Consider the following 19,051-nt stretch of genomic DNA (forward strand, 5'->3'; position numbering starts at 1 on the left):
CCAGCTTCCAGCCGCGCAGCGGCGCTCTTCCAGCTTCTAGCTTAATTCGTCCAGATAACGCTCGGCGTCCAGCGCCGCCATGCAGCCGGTGCCGGCGGAGGTGACCGCCTGACGGTAGACGTGATCCATGACGTCGCCGGCGGCGAACACGCCCGGCACGCTGGTGGCGGTGGCATTGCCATCGAGGCCGGACTGGACGGTGATGTAACCGCCGCGCATCTCGAGCTGACCTTCGAAAAGACCGGTATTGGGGCTGTGGCCGATGGCGATGAACACCCCCGGCACCGCCAGTTCCTTCGTCTCGCCGGTCGCGGTGGACTTGAGCCGCACCCCGGTCACCCCGGTGTTGTCGCCCAGCACCTCGTCGAGGGTATGGTTCCATTCCAGCACGACATTGCCGTTCTCGGCCTTCTCGAACAGCTTGTCCTGGAGAATCTTCTCGGCGCGCAGGCTGTCACGACGGTGCACCAGCGTCACCTTGGATGCGATGTTGGAAAGGTAGAGGGCCTCCTCCACGGCGGTATTGCCGCCGCCCACCACGACCACCTCCTGGTTGCGGTAAAAGAAACCGTCACAGGTCGCACAGGCCGATACGCCCTGGCCCATGAATTGCTGTTCCGACGCCAGCCCCAGATAGCGCGCACTGGCGCCGGTGGCGATGATCAGGGCATCACAGGTATAGGTGCCGCTGTCGCCCTTCAGCGTGAAGGGGCGGCTGCGCAGCTCGACCTCGTGGACATGATCGAACGTCACCTCGGTATCGAAGCGCTCGGCATGACGCTTCATGCGTTCCATGAGCTCCGGCCCCTGAACGCCGGCGTCGTCACCGGGCCAGTTGTCCACGTCGGTGGTAGTGGTCAGCTGGCCGCCCGCCTGCATGCCGGTGATCAGCAACGGCTTGAGATTGGCGCGGGCCGCGTAGACGGCGGCAGTGTAGCCGGCCGGACCGGAACCAAGGATGATCAGGCGTTCGTGACGCGCTTCGCTCATGGGGAAACCTCGTGACTCGCGGAAAAAGGTCATCGAAAAAGAGAGACGACAGCCCAGGGCACTGTCGGCTGGCCGTCCACCGCCGGTAGCGACTGCAAACGACCGCCATTGTACCAGCCTCCCAGCCCGGGCTCGACGCCCTACAACACCTCGTCGTCACGCCCCAGGGTCAGCTCCTCGAGGTCCCCATCCACCGAAGAGACGGCGATGCGCACCTGGATCGGCGCACAGCAATGAGGACAATCCTCCCACGTCTGTTGGTCGCCGCCAGAGAGATCGACCAGCAGGTCGAAGGGAGCGTCACAGTACGGGCAGTGAACCATTCGGCTTTCCAACCACTCCTCATGCATGACGGACTCCTATCGCCGAACCTATCGTCACCACTGTAGTTCAGTACGGCGCGCGGTGTCGTCGCTGGCGACCGGCACTGCCCCATCCTTGCTTGAAAATGCCAGCGATCATGACCATGTGTTAATGGTGGCACCAGGAAGGTTCGTCCACTCTCCCAAGGCGAGGCCGCAAAGGAGGACAGCAATGAGCAACGATCCCACCCCCGAGACTCTCGACACACTGCAAGCCGGCGGTACCAACTACCACTACTACAGCCTGCCCAAGGCTGCCGCCGCATTGGGCGACATCGAACGACTGCCCAAGACACTGAAGATTCTGTTGGAGAACCAGCTACGCTTCGCCGACGACGACAGCGTATCCCGAGAAGACATGCAGGCACTGGTGGACTGGCAGAAGGCGGCCCATTCAGACCGCGAGATCGGCTACCGCCCTGCACGGGTATTGATGCAGGACTTCACCGGCGTGCCCGGCGTCGTGGATCTCGCCTCCATGCGTGCGGCAGTCGAAAAACTCGGCGAAGATCCGGCGCGCATCAATCCGCTGTCACCGGTAGATCTGGTCATCGACCACTCGGTGATGGTCGACAAGTACGGCAACCCCACGGCGTTCAAGGACAACGTAGCCATCGAGATGGAGCGCAATCGCGAGCGCTACGAGTTCCTGCGCTGGGGCCAGGACGCTTTCGACAACTTCCGCGTGGTGCCGCCGGGTACCGGCATCTGTCACCAGGTCAACCTCGAATACCTGGGCAAGGCGGTGTGGACCAAGGAGGTGGACGGCAAGGCCTACGCCTATCCCGACACCCTGGTCGGCACCGACTCCCACACCACCATGATCAACGGCCTGGGCGTGCTGGGCTGGGGCGTGGGCGGCATCGAGGCCGAGGCCGCCATGCTCGGCCAACCGGTGTCGATGCTGATTCCCGAGGTGGTGGGCTTCAAGCTCACCGGCAAGCTGCGTGAAGGCATCACCGCCACCGACCTGGTGCTGACCGTCACCGAGATGCTGCGCAAGAAGGGCGTGGTGGGCAAGTTCGTCGAATTCTACGGCGACGGCCTGAAGGATCTGCCACTGGCCGACCGCGCCACCATCGCCAATATGGCCCCGGAGTACGGCGCCACCTGCGGTTTCTTCCCGGTGGACGACGAGACGCTGACCTATATGCGTCTGACCGGTCGTGACGACGCTCAGGTCGCGCTGGTGGAAGCCTACAGCAAGGCCCAGGGACTATGGCGCGACCCCGGCGACGAACCGATCTTCAGCGATACCCTGGCGCTGGACATGGGCGAGGTGGAAGCCAGCCTGGCCGGCCCCAAGCGCCCCCAGGATCGCGTCGCCCTGAAGGACATGAAAGCCACCTTCGCCAAGGTGATGGAAGACGACGGCAAGCCGCTCTCTTCCACCGAAAACGGCAAACTGATGTCCGAAGGCGGCCAGACCGCCGTGGGCATCGACGAAAGCTACGATCACCATGACAGCCAGGACGTCGATCTCGACGGCGACGCCTTCCGCCTCAATCCCGGTGCCGTGGTGATCGCCGCCATCACCTCCTGTACCAACACCTCCAACCCCAGCGTGATGATGGCCGCCGGCTTGGTGGCGAGAAAGGCCCGCGAGAAGGGGCTGACCACCAAACCCTGGGTCAAGACCTCGCTGGCGCCGGGCTCCAAGGTGGTGACCGACTACCTGGCCGCCGGCGGCGTGCAGGAAGACCTCAATGCCCTGGGATTCAACCTGGTGGGCTACGGCTGCACCACCTGCATCGGCAACTCCGGTCCGCTGGACGGCCCGATCGAGGAAGCCATCGAGAATGGCGATCTCACCGTGGCCTCGGTGCTCTCGGGCAATCGCAACTTCGAAGGCCGCGTGCATCCACTGGTCAAGACCAACTGGCTGGCTTCGCCGCCCCTGGTGGTCGCCTATGCGCTGGCCGGCAACGTCCAGGTCGACCTGAGCCGCGACCCCATCGGCACCGACCGTCACGGCCAGCCGGTCTACCTCAAGGATATCTGGCCCTCCCAAGCGGAAATCGCCGCGGCAGTGGAGCAGGTCAACACCGAGATGTTCCGCAAGGAGTACGCGGAAGTCTTCGACGGCGACGAAGTGTGGAAGGCCATCGAGGTACCGCAGAGCCGGGTGTACCAGTGGTCGGCGGACTCCACCTACATTCAGCACCCGCCCTTCTTCGAGGGCATGGGCAAGACGCCCAACCCGGTGGAAGATGTCGCCGATGCCCGTATCCTCGCCATGCTGGGCGACTCGGTGACCACCGACCACATCTCGCCGGCCGGCGCCATCAAGCCCGACAGCCCCGCTGGGCGCTACCTGCAGGAGCGCGGCATCAAGCCGGTGGACTTCAACTCCTACGGCTCGCGGCGCGGCAATCACGAGGTGATGATGCGCGGCACCTTCGCCAACGTGCGCATCAAGAACGAAATGCTCGATGGCGTGGTCGGCGGAGAAACCCGCCACGTGCCCTCCGGCGAGCAGATGGCCATCTACGACGCCGCCATGAGGTATCAGCAGGAGGGCACGCCGCTGGTGGTGATCGCCGGCAAGGAGTACGGCACAGGCTCCTCTCGCGACTGGGCGGCCAAAGGCACTCGTTTGCTCGGCGTGCGCGCCGTGCTGGCCGAATCCTACGAGCGCATCCACCGCTCCAACCTGATCGGCATGGGCGTGGTGCCACTGCAGTTCCCCGAGGGCGAGAGCCGCAAGACGCTCGGCCTCACTGGCGACGAACGGGTCTCCATCACGGGGCTCGGCGAGCTCACCCCCGGCGGCAAGGTCACGGTGACCATCGCCTCCGACAAGGGCAAGAAGAAGATCGAGGCGCTGTGCCGTATCGACACCGCCAACGAGCTGGAGTACTACCGCCACGGCGGCATCCTCCACTACGTGCTGCGCAAGATGATCGGCTCGGCTTGACCGGAGCAGCCTGACGGCGAAAGGCGTCGGGAACAAGCCGCAGAGGGGGTCCGATGCCATGGGTGAGGAGCATTGCTCCGAACGGGCTGGCCATGGATGGCCAGCACCGGTCCTGCAAGCGGAGCAGGATGCGAGAGCGAAGCAGGGCATCGGTAGTGCCCAGGGACGGGTTTACAGCGCCCCCTCGAAGGCCTGTCGCCGAAACAGCCTTGAGCTTCTACAGTTGAGGCAGATCTCAAAAGGCCCTGCCGGGTAACTAACCCGGCAGGGCCTTTGTCGTTCCAGGCGAAGCGTCAGAACGACCGTCGACGATAGCGCCGATACTCCGGCGTCCAGCAGTTGCGCTCGATGGCCGCACGCAGCTTGATGCCATCGGTCTTCAGCGCCACTCCCTCACCTTGGGCCTGGGCGGCCACGTCGAAGGCGATGGCCTTGGAAAGCTCGCGAATCTTGCCCAACGGCGGTAGCAGCGCCCCCTTTCCCTCCTTGACGATGGGCGCTTCCCGGGCCAGGGCACGTGAAGCGGTCATCAGCATGTCGTCCGTCACCCGGCGTGCGCCGGCGGCCACCACGCCGAGGCCGATCCCCGGGAAAATGTAGGCATTGTTGCACTGTGCGATGGGAATCTTGCGCCCCTCATACTCGACCGGCGGGAAGGGGCTGCCTGTCGCCACCAAGGCCATCCCCTCGGTCCAACGGATGACATCCTCCGGCAACGCCTCGGCCTGGGACGTGGGGTTGGAGAGCGGCATGATCACCGGCATTTCACAGCCGGCATGCATGGTACGCACCACTTCCTCGGTGAAGATGCCCGGCCGGCCGCAGACGCCGATCAGTACCGATGGCGCGAGCTGACGAAGCGTTTCCACCAGATCCTGCCCCCGCCAGCCCTCGGTGAGGGCGGAATCGTGGGCCAGACGACGCTGAAAATCGCGCAGCCAGGTCTGGTCGTCGGTGACCAAGCCTTCGCGGTCGACCATGAACACCCGACTGCGAGCTTCCTTCTCGGAGAGACCTTCGGCCTGCATGGCCACTACCACCTGTTCGGCGATGCCGCAGCCGGCCGACCCCGCCCCCACGAACACCACGCGCTGCTGGCCGATACTCTCGTTGCGAGCCTGGCAGGCCGCCATCAAGGTACCCACGACCACCGAGGCGGTACCCTGAACGTCGTCGTTGAAGCAGCACAGTTCGTTGCGGTAGCGCTCCAGCAGGGGCACGGCGTTGGCCTGGGCAAAGTCCTCGAACTGCAGCAGCACATTGGGCCAGCGACGCTTCACGGCCGCAATGAACTCGGCCATGAATGCATCGTACTCCTCCTGGGAAATACGTGGATGCCGCCAGCCCATGTACATGGGATCGTCCAGTAGCGCCTGGTTGTTGGTGCCCACGTCGAGCATGATCGGCAAGGTGTAGGCGGGGCTGATCCCGCCGCAGGCGGTATAGAGAGCCAGCTTGCCGATGGGAATGCCCATGCCCCCGATGCCCTGATCGCCGAGCCCGAGGATGCGCTCCCCATCGGTCGCGACGATGACCTTGACGTTGTCCTTGGTGGCACTGCGCAGGATGTCGTCCATGTACTCGCGGTCGGTGTAGCTGACGAACAGCCCGCGATGGTTGCGATAGATGTTCGAGAACTCCTGGCACGCCTTGCCGACCGTCGGCGTGTAGATGATCGGCAGCATCTCCGCCAGGTGCTCCGAGACCAGCCGAAAGTAGAGGGTCTCGTTGTCATCCTGAATGGCGCGCAGGTAGACGTGCTTGTCCAGGTCGTTCTGGCACTGCTGGTACTGGCGGTAGGCCCGCTCGACCTGTTCGTCGATGGACTCCACGTTCTGCGGCAGCAGGCCGATCAGGTTGAACTCGATGCGCTCCTCCCGGGTGAAGGCACTGCCCTTGTTGAGCAGTGGCATCTCCAGAAGCGGAGGTCCGGCATAAGGAATGTAGAGGGGACGCTTGGGTTCGGTGGTCATCTCTTCTCTCGATGCGGTGACTGGAACGTGCCTTAGGCGGTGTCTGAAGAGACGGCGAACGCAGCCGGCTTTCGGACGCAACCTAGGCGCTCTGAAGGCGCCTTTTGCGACACTTTACCACGCCTGAAACGGCGGCGCCCCGGCCGGAGCCGGGGCGCCGCACGGCTCGCCAGGTTCGCCGCTCAGCAACCCTTGGCGGCCGGCTGACGAGCCGCCTCGCCCGCGAAGAACAACGGGCGCAGCTTGACGCCCAGCATGTTGCCGGCAAAGGCGGCCACCAACCACACCCAGCCATGCAGACTGCCGGAGGCAATGCCGCTGAAGTAGGCGCCGATGTTGCAGCCGAAGGCCAGACGCGCCCCGTAACCGAGCAGAATGCCGCCGAGCACCGCAGCCAGCACCGACTTGGCCGGAATGCGAAAGTTGGGAGCGAACTTGCCGGCCAGCGAGGCCGCCACCAGGGCGCCCACCATGATGCCGACGTTCATCACCGTGGTGATGTCGCTCCATGCGCTGGCCTCGAGGGCCGCGGCGTTGCCCGGCGCTTGCCAGTAGCCCCAGGCGGAGACGTCGCCGCCCAGGAACTCGAACCCCTTGGCTCCCCACAGCGCGAAGGCCGAGGTGATGCCCCAGGGCCGGCCGGCCAAGGCCAGGGTTGCGAAGTTGAGCAGTGCCAGTGCCACCGCACCGGCCAGCAGCGGCCAGGGGCCGGTCAGCCAGCGCCGGTTGCCGGCGCCGATGCGCGGCGCCTGCTCCAGCTGACCATGACGGCGCTTTTCCATCAGTACGGTGAAGGCGGCAATGGCGGCGAACAGCGCCAAACTCACGACGATACCGCCGCCAGCGCCGAATTCGCCAACCAGCGAGACGGGACGAAACGCCGGCAGGCTCTGCCACCAGCTGAAGTGAGCCGTGCCGATCAGCGAACCGACGATGAAGAACAGCAGAGTGATCAGCATGCGCGCGTTGCCGCCGCCGGCGGTGAACAGGGTGCCGGAGGCGCAGCCACCGCCCAGTTGCATGCCCACGCCGAACAGAAAGGCACCGACCACCACCGAAACGCCGATGGGCGCCACGAAACCGTAAACCGACTGGCCGAACAGGCTGCCGGCACCCAGAGCGGGAAAGAATAGCAACACGGCGATGGCCAGCATCACCATCTGCGCACGCAGGCCGCGCCCGCGACGCTCGACGATGAATACCCGCCAGGCCGCGGTGAAGCCGAAGGCGGCATGGTAGAGCACCATGCCGAACAGACCGCCGACCACCATCAGCCAACCGACGCGCGCGCCAAAGGCGGCACCCACGGCCAGGGCGCCCAGCAACAGAGCGCCTGCTGCCATGGCAGGTACGGAAAGGCGGGGGCGTTGGGTCAGGGCGAGTTCACTCACGGTGTTCTCCTGAAGTCGTCAGGGGCTAGTGCCCGATTGACCGGCAGGATAACCATGGAGAAAAAGCACGTAAAAGCATTTAAAAAAAGATATCAATTCTTCAAAGGAATAAAGAACGGTTTCACAAAGACCGCGGGCGCCCAAAGGCGCCCGTAGCATGGTTGGGCTTCACCCCCCCGAATCAGACGAAACGACCGAGGCCCGCCGCCTGACGCAGGCGATCCATGGTGGGTGCCGCCTGGGCCCGGGCCCGTTCGGCGCCCTTCATCAGTACCGCCTCGATATGCCCCGGGTCTTCCAGCAGCGCCTGGTAACGCTCCCTGGGCTCCCTGAGATGCTCGTTGAGGTAGTCGAACACGCGGTTCTTGGCCTCGCCCCAGCCAATGCCCGCCGCGTATTCCGCGCGCATCGCCTCGCGCTCCTCGCGGGTGGCGAAGGCGGCATAGATCTGGAACAGCGTACAGGTGTCGGGATCCTTGGGCTCGCCGGGTTCCAACGAGTTGGTCTTGATCTTGCGAACCAGCTTGAGCAGCTTCTTCTCGGACACGAACAGCGGGATGGTGTTGTTGTAACTCTTGGACATCTTGCGCCCGTCGAGGCCGTTCAGGGTCGCCACGTCGTCGTCCACCACCGCCTCGGGCAAGGCGAAGTAGTCGCCCTTGTAGAGATGGTTGAAGCGACCGGCGATGTCACGCGCCATCTCGATGTGCTGTATCTGGTCGCGGCCCACCGGCACCTTGTGGGCGTTGAACATCAGGATATCGGCGGCCATCAGTACCGGGTAGCCGAACAGGCCCATGGTGATGCCCTTGTCGGGATCCTGGTTGCCGGCGGCCTCGTTCTCCGCCACCGCCGCCTTGTAGGCGTGGGCGCGGTTCATCAGCCCCTTGGCGCAGACGCAGGAGAGCAACCAGGTGAGCTCGGGGATCTCGGGGATGTCCGACTGGCGGTAGAAGATGGCGTTGTCGGTATCCAGGCCCAGCGCCAGCCAGGTGGCGGCGATCTCCAGGCGTGACGCCTGCACGCGCTTGGGATCCTGGCACTTGATCAGGGCGTGCAGGTCGGCAAGGAAGTAGTAGGACTGGACGCTGGGATCCTGGCTGGCCGCGATGGCGGGCTTGATGGCCCCGACATAGTTGCCCAGGTGGGGGGTGCCGGTGGTGGTGATGCCGGTGAGAACGCGTGTCTTCTGGGAAGCTGCACTCATGGGAAAGCGGACTCTGCTGACGAAAATGCCCGCTATGGTAACGCGAGGGGACGGTCAAGGCGACCTAGCCAGATGCGGTCCCCCGCGGCTTTCCCGGCGACAGGCCTCCGTGGAGGCGCTGTAAACCCATCCCTGGGCGCTACCGATGCCCTGCTTCGCTCTCGCATCCTGCTCCGCTTGCAGGACCGGGGCTGGCCATCCATGGCCAGCCCGTTCGGAGCAGTGCTCCTCACCCATGGCATCGGACCTCCACTGCGGCCTATCCCCGGCGCCGCTCGCCACAGTGGGATGCCTAGGTGCTGAGTGATTAGCTCACCAGGCGCGCGGGATCGACGCTCTCAAGGTCGAAAGCTTCGGCCACGGCCCGGTATGTCACCTGGCCGTCGTGAACGTTGAGCCCCGGCAGGAAGTGAGCATCGTCGGCCAGCGCCCGCTGCCAGCCCTTGTCGGCCAGAGCGATGACGTAGGGCATGGTGGCATTGGTCAGCGCCTGAGTGGACGTACGCGCCACGGCGCCCGGCATGTTGGCCACGCAGTAGTGGACGACGCCGTCGACGATGTAGGTCGGCTCGGCGTGGGTGGTGGCGCGACTGGTCTCGAAGCAGCCGCCCTGGTCGATGGCCACGTCCACCAGCACGCTGCCGGGCTTCATGTCGGCGAGCATGGCGCGGGTGATCAGCTTGGGGGCGGCGGCGCCGGGAATCAGCACCGCGCCGACGATCAGGTCGCTCTCGCGCACCGCCTCGTCGATGGCATCGGCGGTGGAGAACACCGTCTTCATGCGCCCCTGGTAGCGGTCGTCGAGGGTCTCCAAGCGTGGGATCGACTTGTCCAGCACCGTCACCTCGGCGCCCAGGCCCAGCGCCATGCGAGCGGCGTTCTCGCCCACCACGCCACCGCCGATCACCGCCACCTTGGCCGGGGCCACGCCGGGCACGCCGGGCAGCAGCACGCCGGACCCGCCCTGGGCCTTCTCCAGGCTGTGGGCGCCGGCCTGGATGGCCATGCGGCCGGCCACGGTGCTCATCGGCGCCAGCAGCGGCAGACCGCCCTGGCGGTCGGTGATGGTCTCGTAGGCGATGCAGGTGGCACCGCTGGCCATCAGACCGCGGGTCAGGCGCTCCTCGGCGGCGAGGTGCAGATAGGTGAACAGCGTCTGGCCGGCCTTGAGGCGCGCGACCTCCTCGGACTGCGGCTCCTTGACCTTGAGGATCAGCTCGGCGGCGTCCCACACCTTGGCCACATCGGCTTCCAGCGCCGCGCCGGCCGCTTCGTAGGCGGCATCGGGGAAGCCTGCGCCTTCGCCGGCACCGGCCTGCACGGTCACCCGGTGGCCGCGTGCCACCAGCTCGCGCGCGCCCGTGGGGGTCAGGGCAACGCGATATTCATGGTTCTTGATTTCCTTCGGGACGGCGATCTGCATGGGTACCTCCTGAGCATCTGCTGCGTGTTGTTAGATGGAAACACGCGCATTACAGCACAGGCAGTCAAAACATGAAGGCACCAAAACGAAAAACGGTAATAAACTCCAAATATCAAATTTTGATCAGAAAATCGTATCGACAGAAAAAAGGCTGACAAAAAAAACACAGCCTCACTCGGCAACGCGCGCACCGCCGTAAATGGCAACGTACTCATCCGGCAGTCGCCGCGGGCGACCGCTGGAGAGTTCGATGCAGGCGAAGCGTGTGCGCGCCCGTAGCAGAGTACGGCCATCGGCGGGACGTATCAGCTGGAAGCGCCGAGTCAGGGTGAGGCGTCCATCGCAGCCGACGATCCACGTCGCCAGTTGCAGGCGTTCTCCCTGGAAGGCCGGAGCCAGATAATCGAGTTCGTGACGATGCACCGCCATGGCGCGGTCCAGCTCGCGGTAGCGCGCCAGATCGAGCCCCAGGTAGTCCGAGTGGGCCCAGCTCACCCGTTCGACCCAGCGCAGGTACTCGGCGTTATTGGCGTGGCCATACTCGTCGATGGCCGAGGCGGCTACCCCGAGCTCGATGACGAACGGGTCGGGAAGGTCCCACACCTGCGACATGGCGCTCTCCTTGGCTGGATCGATCCTGATGGAGTCAGGCTCTCGGCGTGCCACAGCGCCAACAGGTATCGAACGCCCCCTCCAGCGCCTCGCCACAGCCGGGGCAGGTCCACCCCGGAGCCCCGCTGATGCCCGTCATGGCGGCGTGGATCAGGGCTTCAGCGCGTTCGCAATTGTGCGGCGCCACCCAGATTTGCGGTTCGCACTCGGTCAGCGGCAGCTCGCCGGCACCGCCGCCGAGCGCGAGATTGTGCCGCTCGACAGGAATGCCGGCTGCCTCGAGCAGGTTGCCCACATGGCTGACCAGCAGTGCATTGGAGTGGGCGAAAACGCGAACGTAGGAAAAGTCATTCATGGGCGTAGAGCCGGCAGCGAGCGCCGGCGTTCCCCTGCTAGTCCCGAAACACCCTGACGCCCAGCGCCTTCAGGTAGGCGGTTTCGGGAATCGCCGGATGCACCGGATGATCCCCCGCCTGGTGGCCCTGGAAGATCACCTGACCGTGACGGTCCTGGTGGCGCACGGCGCCACGCACCACCTCCACGAGACGCTCCGGGGCCAGGTGCATGGAGCAAGACGCCGAGAGCAGCAGGCCATCGCGCCCCAGCAGGCGCATGGCTTCGCGGTTGAGCCGTGAGTAGGCGCGTTCGCCGCTGGCGATGTCCTTGCGCTTCTTGATGAAGGCGGGAGGGTCGAGGATCACCACGTCGAAGCGCTCACCCTCGGCGCGAAGTGCCGACAGGGCCTCGAAAGCGTCGCCCTCGCCCACCGCCACCCGTTCGTGCAGGCCGTTGAGCGCGGCGTTCTCGGCCACCCGCTCCAACGCCGGGGCGCTGGCGTCCACGCACAGCACTTCCGAGGCACCATGGGCCGCCGCCTGCACGCCCCAGCCTCCGACGTAGCTGAACACATCGAGCACCCGCTTGCCGGGCACCAGGGCGTTGAGCCAGGCGCGGTTGGATCGGTGGTCGTAGAACCAGCCCGTTTTCTGGCCATCGAGCACCGGCACCGCGAAGCGCACGCCGTTTTCCTCCAGCAACACCGGGCCATCGAGCACGCCCTTGACCACCTCGACGCTCGTCTCCAGCTGCTCCTGGCGACGCCCCGAGGAGTCGTTCTTGAAGACGATGACACGCGGGGTGAGCACCTTGTCGAGAGCGGCCACGACCTCTTCGCCGAGGCGCTCCATGCCCAGCGTATTGAGCTGCACGACGACCACGTCGTCGAAGCGGTCGACCACCAGACCCGGCAGCAAGTCGCCTTCGCCGTGAACTAGCCGGTAGAAGGGCTTGGCATAGAGCCGCTCGCGCAGCGCCAGTGCCTGGTTGAAGCGGTGCACCAGCAGCGAACGATCCAACCGCACGCTCGGGTCGCGCGAGACCACTCGCGCGCAGATCAGCGAATGGGGATTGACGTAAGCGATGCCCAACGGCTTGCCGCCGGCCGCTTCCACCAGCGCCTGAGCTCCCGGTTCGAAGCCCTTGAGCGGCGTGGCGTCGGTGTCGATCTCATTGGAGTAGAGCCACAGATGGCCAGCCTTGAGTCGACGGTCGGCGTTCTTCTTCAGGCGCAGCGCTTGGGTCATGATCCATCTCGCAGAATAAAGGGGGGTTCAGGTCTGGCAGCGGGTGCAGAAGACGCTGGCCCGCTGGCCGAGCGTCACCAGGCGCAGCTCGCCGCCGCAGCGCCGACAGGCCTCGCCATGGCGGCCATAGACGTTGAGGCGCTGCTTGAAATAGCCCGGCTCGCCGGTACCGCCGACGAAGTCGCGCAGGGTCGTTCCGCCTTGTGTGATGGCGGCGGCCAGCACCTCTTTCACCGCCGCGGCAAGGCGGAGATAACGCGCCAGCGAGACACGCCCGGCACTGCGGCGCGGATCGATGCCGGCCAGGAACAGTGCCTCGGCAGCGTAGATGTTGCCCACGCCGACCACTACGGCACTGTCCATCACGAAGGGCTTGACGGCAAGGCGGCGTCCGCGCGACAGACGATAGAGCCGCTCGCCGTCGAAAGACTCTGACAGCGGCTCCGGCCCCAGCCGCGCCAGCCGGCGATCGGCTTCCACGCTGCCGGCCAGCCAGTCGACGAAGCCGAAGCGGCGCGGGTCGTGGTAGCGCAGGATGCCGCCGTCGTCGAGCACCAGGTCGAGGTGGTCGTGCTTGCGCGGCAGCTCGCCCAAGCGCGCGATGCGCAGGCTGCCGGACATGCCCAGATGCCACAGCAGCGTGCCGGGCTCGTCGCCCTCGACGGGCACCAGCAGGTACTTGGCGCGCCGGCCGAGCGGTCCCAGGCGCGCCCCCACCAGCCGGTCGACGAGGTCGGCCGGCACCGGCACGCGCAAACGCGGCTGGCGCACGACCACCTCGACGACCTCGCGCCCCTCCACATGGGGAGCGATGCCGCGGCGGGTGGTCTCGACTTCGGGCAGCTCGGGCATGGTCTCGTCCGTCGATACGCAAGAACCCGACCACAGGGCCGGGTTCAGGGACAGGTCTCGCTACCTGCGGAAGGATGCCATCAAGCGTTACTTGATCTTGGCTTCCTTGTACATCACGTGCTTGCGGACCACCGGGTCGAACTTCTTCATCTCGAGCTTGTCCGGAGTGTTCCGCTTGTTCTTGTCGGTGGTGTAGAAGTGGCCGGTACCGGCGCTGGACACCATTCTGATCTTGTCGCGCATGACTGCTCTCCCTCAGGTGAACGCTTGGCTTAGACGGCTTCGCCGCGCTTGCGAATGTCGCTGAGCACCGCCTCGATGCCCTTCTTGTCGATGATACGCATGCCCTTGGAGGAAACGCGCAGCTTGACGAAGCGGTTCTCCGACTCCACCCAGAAGCGGTGGGAGTGCAGGTTGGGCAAGAAGCGACGACGCGTCTTGCGCTGGGAGTGTGAAACGTTGTTACCAGTCACCGGGCGCTTGCCGGTAACCTGACATACTTTGGACATGGGAGCCTCCAACCGCTTGGCCAGGTATTCGCGACATGAGCATTCGCGACCTGAGTGTTCAAAACCTGTCGGGCAAACCGGGAACGACCCCGTTGTGATTTGACCCAAGGGAATTCAAAGGCTGCACTTTATACCAGAGTGCACCCTCCCAGGCAAGCCCATCGCACCAGACTGCCCTGCTCACGAACCGTGCGAGCGACGGCCGAACGCAGCCGGTTCCCCTTCTATAGCCAGCCGCGTTCGGCGAACGACACCACCTCCCCATCCCCGACCACGAAATGATCCAGCACCCGAATCTCGAACAGCGCAAGCGCCTCGCGCAGCCGGTCGGTGATGCGCCGGTCGGCATCGCTGGGCTCGGCGACACCGGACGGATGGTTGTGGGCGAAGATCATCGCCCCGGCGCCCAGCTCCAACGCCCGACGCGCCACCTCGCGGGGGTAGACGGAGGCGCTGTCCAGCGTCCCGCGGAACAGCGATTCGAAGCGGATGACCCGATGCTGGGTGTCGAGAAACAACACGGCGAACTCTTCATGCCCCAGGTGGCGCAACTGGGAGGCCAGGTAGGCGCGCACCAGGGTCGGCGAGGTCAGTGCATCGCCCCGGGCCAGTTGGCTCGCCAGATGCCGCCGCGACAGCTCCAACGTCGCCTGAAGCTGAACGTACTTGGCGCTGCCCATGCCTCGCGCCGCACAGAAGCGCTGGCGATCGGCCTCGAGCAGCTGGCGCAGGCCGCCGAATTCGAGGAGCAGGTCGCGCGCCAGATCCACCGCCGAGCGACCAGCCACGCCCACGCGCAGAAAGATCGCCAGCAGCTCGGCATCGGAAAGCGCCTCGGCCCCCAGCGCCAGCAGTTTTTCCCGGGGGCGCTCGCCCTCCGGCCAGTCGCGAATCGACATCCCTGTCTCCTTCTCGATGATGGCTTCAGCGTTGCGAGACCGCCTCACGGCATTCCCGCCGCATCCACCAGTGTAGCCGCTCGGTCAACGTCACACCGCGGCTGCGCGACATTCGCCAGGGTGGTAAGGTAGATGGCTGGATTCCAGCACGGGAAGCCGTCATGTCGTCCTCTTTTTCCTCCGCCAACCGGCACGCCGGACGGCGTTACCTGCTCGGCATCAGCGCCGGCATCGCCGCCTACAAGAGTGCCATGCTCGCTCGCCTGCTGAAGCAGGCCGGTGCCGAGGTGCGCGTGGTCATGACCGAGGGTGCCCAGGCCTTCATCACTCCCCTGACCCTGCAGGCGCTCACTGGCGAGGCGGTTCGCACCTCGCTGCTCGACCCCGACGCCGAAGCCGGCATGGGCCACATCGAGCTGGCACGCTGGGCCGACACCCTCCTGATCGCCCCGGCCACCGCCGACCTGATGGCGCGGCTGGCCACCGGCCAGGCCGACGACCTCCTCACCACCCTATGCCTGGCAAGCGACGCAGAACGGGTCATGGCACCGGCCATGAACCAGGCGATGTGGCGCCATCCGGCGACCCAGCGCAACGCCAACCAGCTCATTGCCGACGGCTGGCGACTGCTGGGCCCTGACAGCGGCGACCAGGCCTGCGGCGACACCGGCCCCGGGCGCATGCTCGAACCCGAAGCCATCGTATCGGCGCTCGGCGATCTCGATCCGACGACGGGTTCGCATGCCGCTACGGGCCTCCACGTGGTGATCACTGCCGGCCCGACCCGCGAGCCGCTCGATCCGGTGCGCTACCTCTCCAACCACAGCTCCGGCAAGATGGGCTTTGCGCTGGCCGCGGCCGCTGCCGCCCAGGGGGCTCGCGTCACCCTGATCAGCGGCCCGGTGGCGCTGGCCACTCCCCCAGGGGTGGAACGCCTCGACGTGGAGACGGCCCGCGAGATGCACGAGGCCGCCCAGCGGTTGGCCGGCGAGTGCGATCTGTTCATCGGCTGTGCCGCCGTGGCCGACTACCGCGCCGAAAGCCCGGCCGAGCACAAGCTCAAGAAGCGTGATGGCGAAACGGGCCTGACCCTACGGTTGATCGAGAATCCCGACATCGTCGCCGAGGTGGCGGCGCGCCCCGACCGTCCCTTCGTGGTCGGCTTCGCTGCCGAGACCCGCGACCTCGAGGCATACGCGCGGGACAAGCTGAACCGCAAGGGCCTCGACATGATCGTCGCCAACGACGTCTCCGCCGCGGGGCTGGGCTTCGGTGCCGACGACAATGCCGCCCTGCTGCTGTGGCGCGACGCCGATGGCGACGGCGGCGAGGCCCTGCCGCCCCAGCCCAAGGTCGCGCTCGCCCGTGCCGTCATCGAGCGCGCCTTGGAGCGGCGCCGAGCCGCTACCGCCCACTAGACACCTTGTCCAACCTGCCTGACCAGGAGCCGCCGATGCCCGACTCACACGCCGTCGTGTCCACCCCACAGCTCGCCGTCAAGCTGCTCGACGAACGCATGGCCGACTTCCTGCCGCGCTACGCCACCACCGGCTCCGCCGGCATGGACCTGCATGCCCTGCTCGATGCCCCGCTGACACTGCAGCCCGGGCAGTGCGAGCTGGTGCGCACGGGGCTCGCCGTGCACATCGGCAACCCTGGGCTGGCCGGCCTGATCCTGCCGCGCTCGGGTCTCGGCCACAAGCACGGCATCGTGCTCGGCAACCTGGTCGGGCTGATCGACTCCGACTACCAGGGCGAGCTGATGATCTCCACCTGGAACCGCGGCGACCGCCCCTTCGTACTGGAACCCTTCGAACGGCTGGCGCAGTATGTGCTGGTCCCGGTCGTGCAGGCCGAACTCCGGGTCGTCGAGGACTTCGACGCCAGCCGGCGAGGCGCCGCCGGCTTCGGCAGTTCGGGTCGCCGCTGACGCGCCCGGGCTTCTCATCACCATTGATCGCCAAGGAAACGCCATGAGTCAGGCACCGGCTTCCATCTTTCGCGCTTACGACATTCGCGGCATCGTCGATGACACCCTGACCGAGGCGGGAGTCGAGGGGATCGGCCGTGCCATCGGCAGCGAAGCGGCCGCCCGCGGCGAGACCACCGTCGTCGTGGCTCGTGATGGCCGCCTCTCCGGGCCACGACTCCAGGATGCCCTGGTGCGCGGCCTCACCGCCGCCGGGCGCAACGTGGTCGACATCGGCAGGGTGCCCACGCCGGTGCTCTACTTCGCCACCCACGTGCTGGACGGCACCGCCTCCGGGGTCATGGTCACCGGCAGCCACAACCCGCCCGACTACAACGGCTTCAAGATCGTGCTGGATGGCGAGACGCTCTCCGGCGCGGCAATCACCGATCTGCATCGCCGGCTCGAGGAAGGCGACCTGACCGAGGGCGAGGGCGAGGTGCGCCAGGAGGACGTGCGCGATGCCTACCTCGAGCGCATCCTCGGCGACGTCAAACCAACCCGTCCCCTCAAGGCGGTGGTGGACTGCGGCAACGGCGTGGCCGGCGAACTGGGGCCCAAACTCATCGAAGCGCTCGGCGCCGAGACGCTACCGCTGTTCGCCGAGGTCGACGGCACCTTCCCCAACCACCACCCGGACCCGGGAAAGCCCGAGAACCTCCAGGACCTCATCCACACGGTGCAGGAAAGCGGCGCCGACATCGGCCTGGCCTTCGACGGCGACGGCGACCGCCTGGGCGTGGTCACGCCGAGCGGCACGCTGATCTATCCCGACCACCTGCTGATGGCCTTCGCCGAGGACATGCTGGCACGCAACCCCGGCGCGCGAGTGATCTTCGACGTCAAGTGCACCGGCAACCTGACCCGAGTGATCGATGCGGCCGGCGGCGAGCCCGAGATGTGGCGCACCGGCCACTCGCTGATCAAGGCGCGCATGAAGGAGACCGGCGCGGCGCTCGCCGGCGAGATGAGCGGCCATATCTTCTTTCAGGAGCGCTGGTACGGCTTCGACGACGGCCTCTACGCCGCGGCCCGGTTGTTGGAAATCCTGTCGAATCAGGCCGTCGACGCCGACGCCTTCTTCGCGCGCTTCCCGCAGGACATCGGCACCGCCGAGATCAACGTGCCGGTCAGCGACGAGACCAAGTTCGAGCTGGTGGACAAGCTCGCCCGCGAAGGCGATTTCGGCGAGACCGGCGTGAAGACCACGCTCGACGGGATCCGCGTCGACTACCCCGACGGCTGGGGACTGTGCCGCGCCTCCAACACCACGCCGGTACTGGTATTGCGCTTCGAGGGCAAGAGCGACGCGGCCCTGGCCCGCATCCGCGACCGCTTCGCCGACGCCCTGAAGCAGGTCGACCCGTCGCTGTCGCTGCCCAACTGACGACCGGGCGCGGCGCGTGCCCACCGGGCATCTTTGGTACCCGTTAAGGAAGGACCATGACCGAAACGACTCGTGACCCGCGGCTGGTGGTGGAAGTGCTCTCCGAGGCACTGCCTTACATCCAGCGTTTCTCCGGCAAGACCGTGGTCGTCAAATACGGCGGCAACGCCATGACCGAGGACGCCCTGATCGACTCCTTCGCCCGCAACATGGTGTTGATGAAGGAGGTCGGCATCAATCCGGTGGTGGTCCACGGCGGCGGCCCGCAGATCGGCGAACTACTGGAGAAGCTCAAGATCGAGTCGCGCTTCGTGGGCGGCATGCGGGTCACCGACGCCGAAACCATGGACGTCGTCGAGATGGTGCTCGGCGGACTGGTCAACAAGGGCATCGTCAACCTGATCAACCAGTGCGGTGGCAAGGCCATCGGCCTGACCGGCAAGGATGGCGCCCAGATCCGCGCGCGTCAGCTCCGTGTGGAACACCAGACCCCGGAAATGACCGCCCCCGAGATCATCGACATCGGCCATGTCGGGGAGGTCGAGCACATCTCCACCGAGCTGATCGAGATGCTCGCCGCGCGCGACTTCATCCCGGTGATCGCCCCCATCGGCGTCGACGCAGGCGGGCGCAGCTACAACATCAACGCCGACCTGGTGGCCGGCAAGGTCGCCGAAGCGCTCGGCGCCGAGAAGCTGATGCTGCTGACCAACGTCGCGGGCCTGATGAATGCCGCTGGCGAGGTGCTCACCGGCCTCACCACCGCCCAGGTGGACGCCATGATTGCCGATGGCACCATCCACGGCGGCATGCTGCCCAAGATCCGCTGCGCCCTGGAAGCCGTGAAAGGCGGTGTGGCAAGCGCCCACATCATCGATGGCCGCGTACCCCATGCCACCCTGCTGGAGATTTTCACCAACGCCGGGGTGGGCACCCTGATCACCGACGAGCGACGCGAGGACCTTCCCGATTAGGCG

At 66.1% G+C, this 19,051-nt stretch carries 18 protein-coding genes; 5 read left to right on the top strand and 13 right to left on the bottom strand.

The window, feature by feature from the left end:
* Positions 1–36: 36 nt before the first annotated feature.
* Entirely contained in the window at positions 37–990 is a 954-nt protein-coding gene (gene trxB / locus GFD32_RS17570; RefSeq protein ID WP_163577877.1) for a thioredoxin-disulfide reductase, read from the bottom strand.
* 140 nt (positions 991–1,130) lie between these two features.
* The gene (locus GFD32_RS17575; RefSeq protein ID WP_089683920.1) at positions 1,131–1,340 is read right to left on the bottom strand and encodes a CPXCG motif-containing cysteine-rich protein; all 210 of its coding nucleotides are present in this window, start codon (positions 1,338–1,340) and stop codon (positions 1,131–1,133) included.
* Positions 1,341–1,524: 184 nt separating this feature from the next.
* Here GFD32_RS17575 and acnA point away from each other — a divergent pair, with 184 nt between their 5' ends.
* The gene (gene acnA, locus GFD32_RS17580) at positions 1,525–4,269 is read left to right on the top strand and encodes an aconitate hydratase AcnA (protein ID WP_163577878.1); all 2,745 of its coding nucleotides are present in this window, start codon (positions 1,525–1,527) and stop codon (positions 4,267–4,269) included.
* A gap of 293 nt (positions 4,270–4,562) precedes the next feature.
* Here the strand turns inward: acnA and GFD32_RS17585 are convergent, their stop codons facing one another.
* The 11 genes from GFD32_RS17585 to radC all read right to left on the bottom strand — a co-directional run bounded on the left by GFD32_RS17585 (position 4,563) and on the right by radC (position 14,718).
* Positions 4,563–6,242 (bottom strand): NAD-dependent malic enzyme, encoded by a 1,680-nt coding sequence (locus GFD32_RS17585; RefSeq protein ID WP_163577879.1) that lies wholly within the window; start codon positions 6,240–6,242, stop codon positions 4,563–4,565.
* 182 nt (positions 6,243–6,424) lie between these two features.
* Positions 6,425–7,585, bottom strand: a complete 1,161-nt coding sequence (locus tag GFD32_RS17590; RefSeq protein ID WP_163577950.1) for a YeeE/YedE family protein — start codon at positions 7,583–7,585, stop codon at positions 6,425–6,427.
* A gap of 229 nt (positions 7,586–7,814) precedes the next feature.
* Positions 7,815–8,840: a tryptophan--tRNA ligase gene (gene trpS, locus GFD32_RS17595; RefSeq protein ID WP_163577880.1), complete on the bottom strand. Its 1,026-nt coding sequence runs from the start codon at positions 8,838–8,840 to the stop codon at positions 7,815–7,817.
* A gap of 307 nt (positions 8,841–9,147) precedes the next feature.
* On the bottom strand, positions 9,148–10,263 hold the full coding sequence (ald, locus tag GFD32_RS17600; protein WP_163577881.1) for an alanine dehydrogenase: 1,116 nt from the start codon (positions 10,261–10,263) through the stop codon (positions 9,148–9,150).
* 171 nt (positions 10,264–10,434) lie between these two features.
* Positions 10,435–10,875 (bottom strand): acyl-CoA thioesterase, encoded by a 441-nt coding sequence (locus tag GFD32_RS17605; RefSeq protein WP_163577882.1) that lies wholly within the window; start codon positions 10,873–10,875, stop codon positions 10,435–10,437.
* 34 nt (positions 10,876–10,909) lie between these two features.
* Positions 10,910–11,230: a putative signal transducing protein gene (locus tag GFD32_RS17610; protein WP_163577883.1), complete on the bottom strand. Its 321-nt coding sequence runs from the start codon at positions 11,228–11,230 to the stop codon at positions 10,910–10,912.
* Positions 11,231–11,267: 37 nt separating this feature from the next.
* A complete protein-coding gene (locus GFD32_RS17615) occupies positions 11,268–12,458 on the bottom strand; it encodes a class I SAM-dependent rRNA methyltransferase (protein WP_163577884.1) in 1,191 nt (396 codons plus the stop codon).
* A 27-nt stretch (positions 12,459–12,485) separates the two neighbouring features.
* Positions 12,486–13,310 carry a bifunctional DNA-formamidopyrimidine glycosylase/DNA-(apurinic or apyrimidinic site) lyase gene (gene mutM, locus GFD32_RS17620; protein ID WP_163577885.1) on the bottom strand — a complete coding sequence of 275 codons (825 nt, stop codon included), beginning with the start codon at positions 13,308–13,310 and terminating at the stop codon, positions 12,486–12,488.
* Between the two features lie 87 nt (positions 13,311–13,397).
* Positions 13,398–13,553 carry a 50S ribosomal protein L33 gene (gene rpmG / locus GFD32_RS17625; protein WP_021819788.1) on the bottom strand — a complete coding sequence of 52 codons (156 nt, stop codon included), beginning with the start codon at positions 13,551–13,553 and terminating at the stop codon, positions 13,398–13,400.
* Between the two features lie 29 nt (positions 13,554–13,582).
* A complete protein-coding gene (gene rpmB / locus GFD32_RS17630; protein WP_089683940.1) occupies positions 13,583–13,819 on the bottom strand; it encodes a 50S ribosomal protein L28 in 237 nt (78 codons plus the stop codon).
* Between the two features lie 224 nt (positions 13,820–14,043).
* Complete coding sequence (gene radC / locus GFD32_RS17635) at positions 14,044–14,718, bottom strand: RadC family protein (protein WP_163577886.1); 675 nt, start codon at positions 14,716–14,718, stop codon at positions 14,044–14,046.
* A gap of 161 nt (positions 14,719–14,879) precedes the next feature.
* On the opposite strand from radC, the gene coaBC reads away from it, so the two are divergent.
* From coaBC to argB, 4 genes are read left to right on the top strand one after another with little or no spacing between them, the layout of a single operon-like run.
* Positions 14,880–16,136: a bifunctional phosphopantothenoylcysteine decarboxylase/phosphopantothenate--cysteine ligase CoaBC gene (coaBC, locus tag GFD32_RS17640; RefSeq protein WP_163577887.1), complete on the top strand. Its 1,257-nt coding sequence runs from the start codon at positions 14,880–14,882 to the stop codon at positions 16,134–16,136.
* 35 nt (positions 16,137–16,171) lie between these two features.
* Positions 16,172–16,648: a dUTP diphosphatase gene (dut, locus tag GFD32_RS17645; protein ID WP_163577888.1), complete on the top strand. Its 477-nt coding sequence runs from the start codon at positions 16,172–16,174 to the stop codon at positions 16,646–16,648.
* A 43-nt stretch (positions 16,649–16,691) separates the two neighbouring features.
* Positions 16,692–18,074, top strand: coding sequence for a phosphomannomutase/phosphoglucomutase (locus GFD32_RS17650; RefSeq protein WP_163577889.1), 1,383 nt, complete (start codon positions 16,692–16,694; stop codon positions 18,072–18,074).
* A 56-nt stretch (positions 18,075–18,130) separates the two neighbouring features.
* Positions 18,131–19,048, top strand: a complete 918-nt coding sequence (argB, locus tag GFD32_RS17655; protein WP_163577890.1) for an acetylglutamate kinase — start codon at positions 18,131–18,133, stop codon at positions 19,046–19,048.
* Positions 19,049–19,051: the final 3 nt, after the last annotated feature.

The sequence above is a fragment of the Halomonas faecis genome (assembly GCF_010993975.1).
GTDB classification, from domain to species: Bacteria; Pseudomonadota; Gammaproteobacteria; order Pseudomonadales; family Halomonadaceae; genus Halomonas; species Halomonas faecis.

Coding starts and splice junctions, on each gene's coding strand:
- argB (WP_163577890.1), top strand. CDS start 18,131: ATGACCGAAACGACTCGTGACCCGCGGCTGGTGGTGGAAGTGCTCTCC.
- trpS (WP_163577880.1), bottom strand. CDS start 8,840: ATGAGTGCAGCTTCCCAGAAGACACGCGTTCTCACCGGCATCACCACC.
- coaBC (WP_163577887.1), top strand. CDS start 14,880: ATGTCGTCCTCTTTTTCCTCCGCCAACCGGCACGCCGGACGGCGTTAC.
- dut (WP_163577888.1), top strand. CDS start 16,172: ATGCCCGACTCACACGCCGTCGTGTCCACCCCACAGCTCGCCGTCAAG.
- GFD32_RS17650 (WP_163577889.1), top strand. CDS start 16,692: ATGAGTCAGGCACCGGCTTCCATCTTTCGCGCTTACGACATTCGCGGC.
- radC (WP_163577886.1), bottom strand. CDS start 14,718: ATGTCGATTCGCGACTGGCCGGAGGGCGAGCGCCCCCGGGAAAAACTG.
- GFD32_RS17590 (WP_163577950.1), bottom strand. CDS start 7,585: ATGGCAGCAGGCGCTCTGTTGCTGGGCGCCCTGGCCGTGGGTGCCGCC.
- ald (WP_163577881.1), bottom strand. CDS start 10,263: ATGCAGATCGCCGTCCCGAAGGAAATCAAGAACCATGAATATCGCGTT.
- acnA (WP_163577878.1), top strand. CDS start 1,525: ATGAGCAACGATCCCACCCCCGAGACTCTCGACACACTGCAAGCCGGC.
- mutM (WP_163577885.1), bottom strand. CDS start 13,310: ATGCCCGAGCTGCCCGAAGTCGAGACCACCCGCCGCGGCATCGCTCCC.
- rpmB (WP_089683940.1), bottom strand. CDS start 13,819: ATGTCCAAAGTATGTCAGGTTACCGGCAAGCGCCCGGTGACTGGTAAC.
- GFD32_RS17610 (WP_163577883.1), bottom strand. CDS start 11,230: ATGAATGACTTTTCCTACGTTCGCGTTTTCGCCCACTCCAATGCACTG.
- GFD32_RS17575 (WP_089683920.1), bottom strand. CDS start 1,340: ATGCATGAGGAGTGGTTGGAAAGCCGAATGGTTCACTGCCCGTACTGT.
- GFD32_RS17605 (WP_163577882.1), bottom strand. CDS start 10,875: ATGTCGCAGGTGTGGGACCTTCCCGACCCGTTCGTCATCGAGCTCGGG.
- GFD32_RS17585 (WP_163577879.1), bottom strand. CDS start 6,242: ATGACCACCGAACCCAAGCGTCCCCTCTACATTCCTTATGCCGGACCT.
- GFD32_RS17615 (WP_163577884.1), bottom strand. CDS start 12,458: ATGACCCAAGCGCTGCGCCTGAAGAAGAACGCCGACCGTCGACTCAAG.
- rpmG (WP_021819788.1), bottom strand. CDS start 13,553: ATGCGCGACAAGATCAGAATGGTGTCCAGCGCCGGTACCGGCCACTTC.
- trxB (WP_163577877.1), bottom strand. CDS start 990: ATGAGCGAAGCGCGTCACGAACGCCTGATCATCCTTGGTTCCGGTCCG.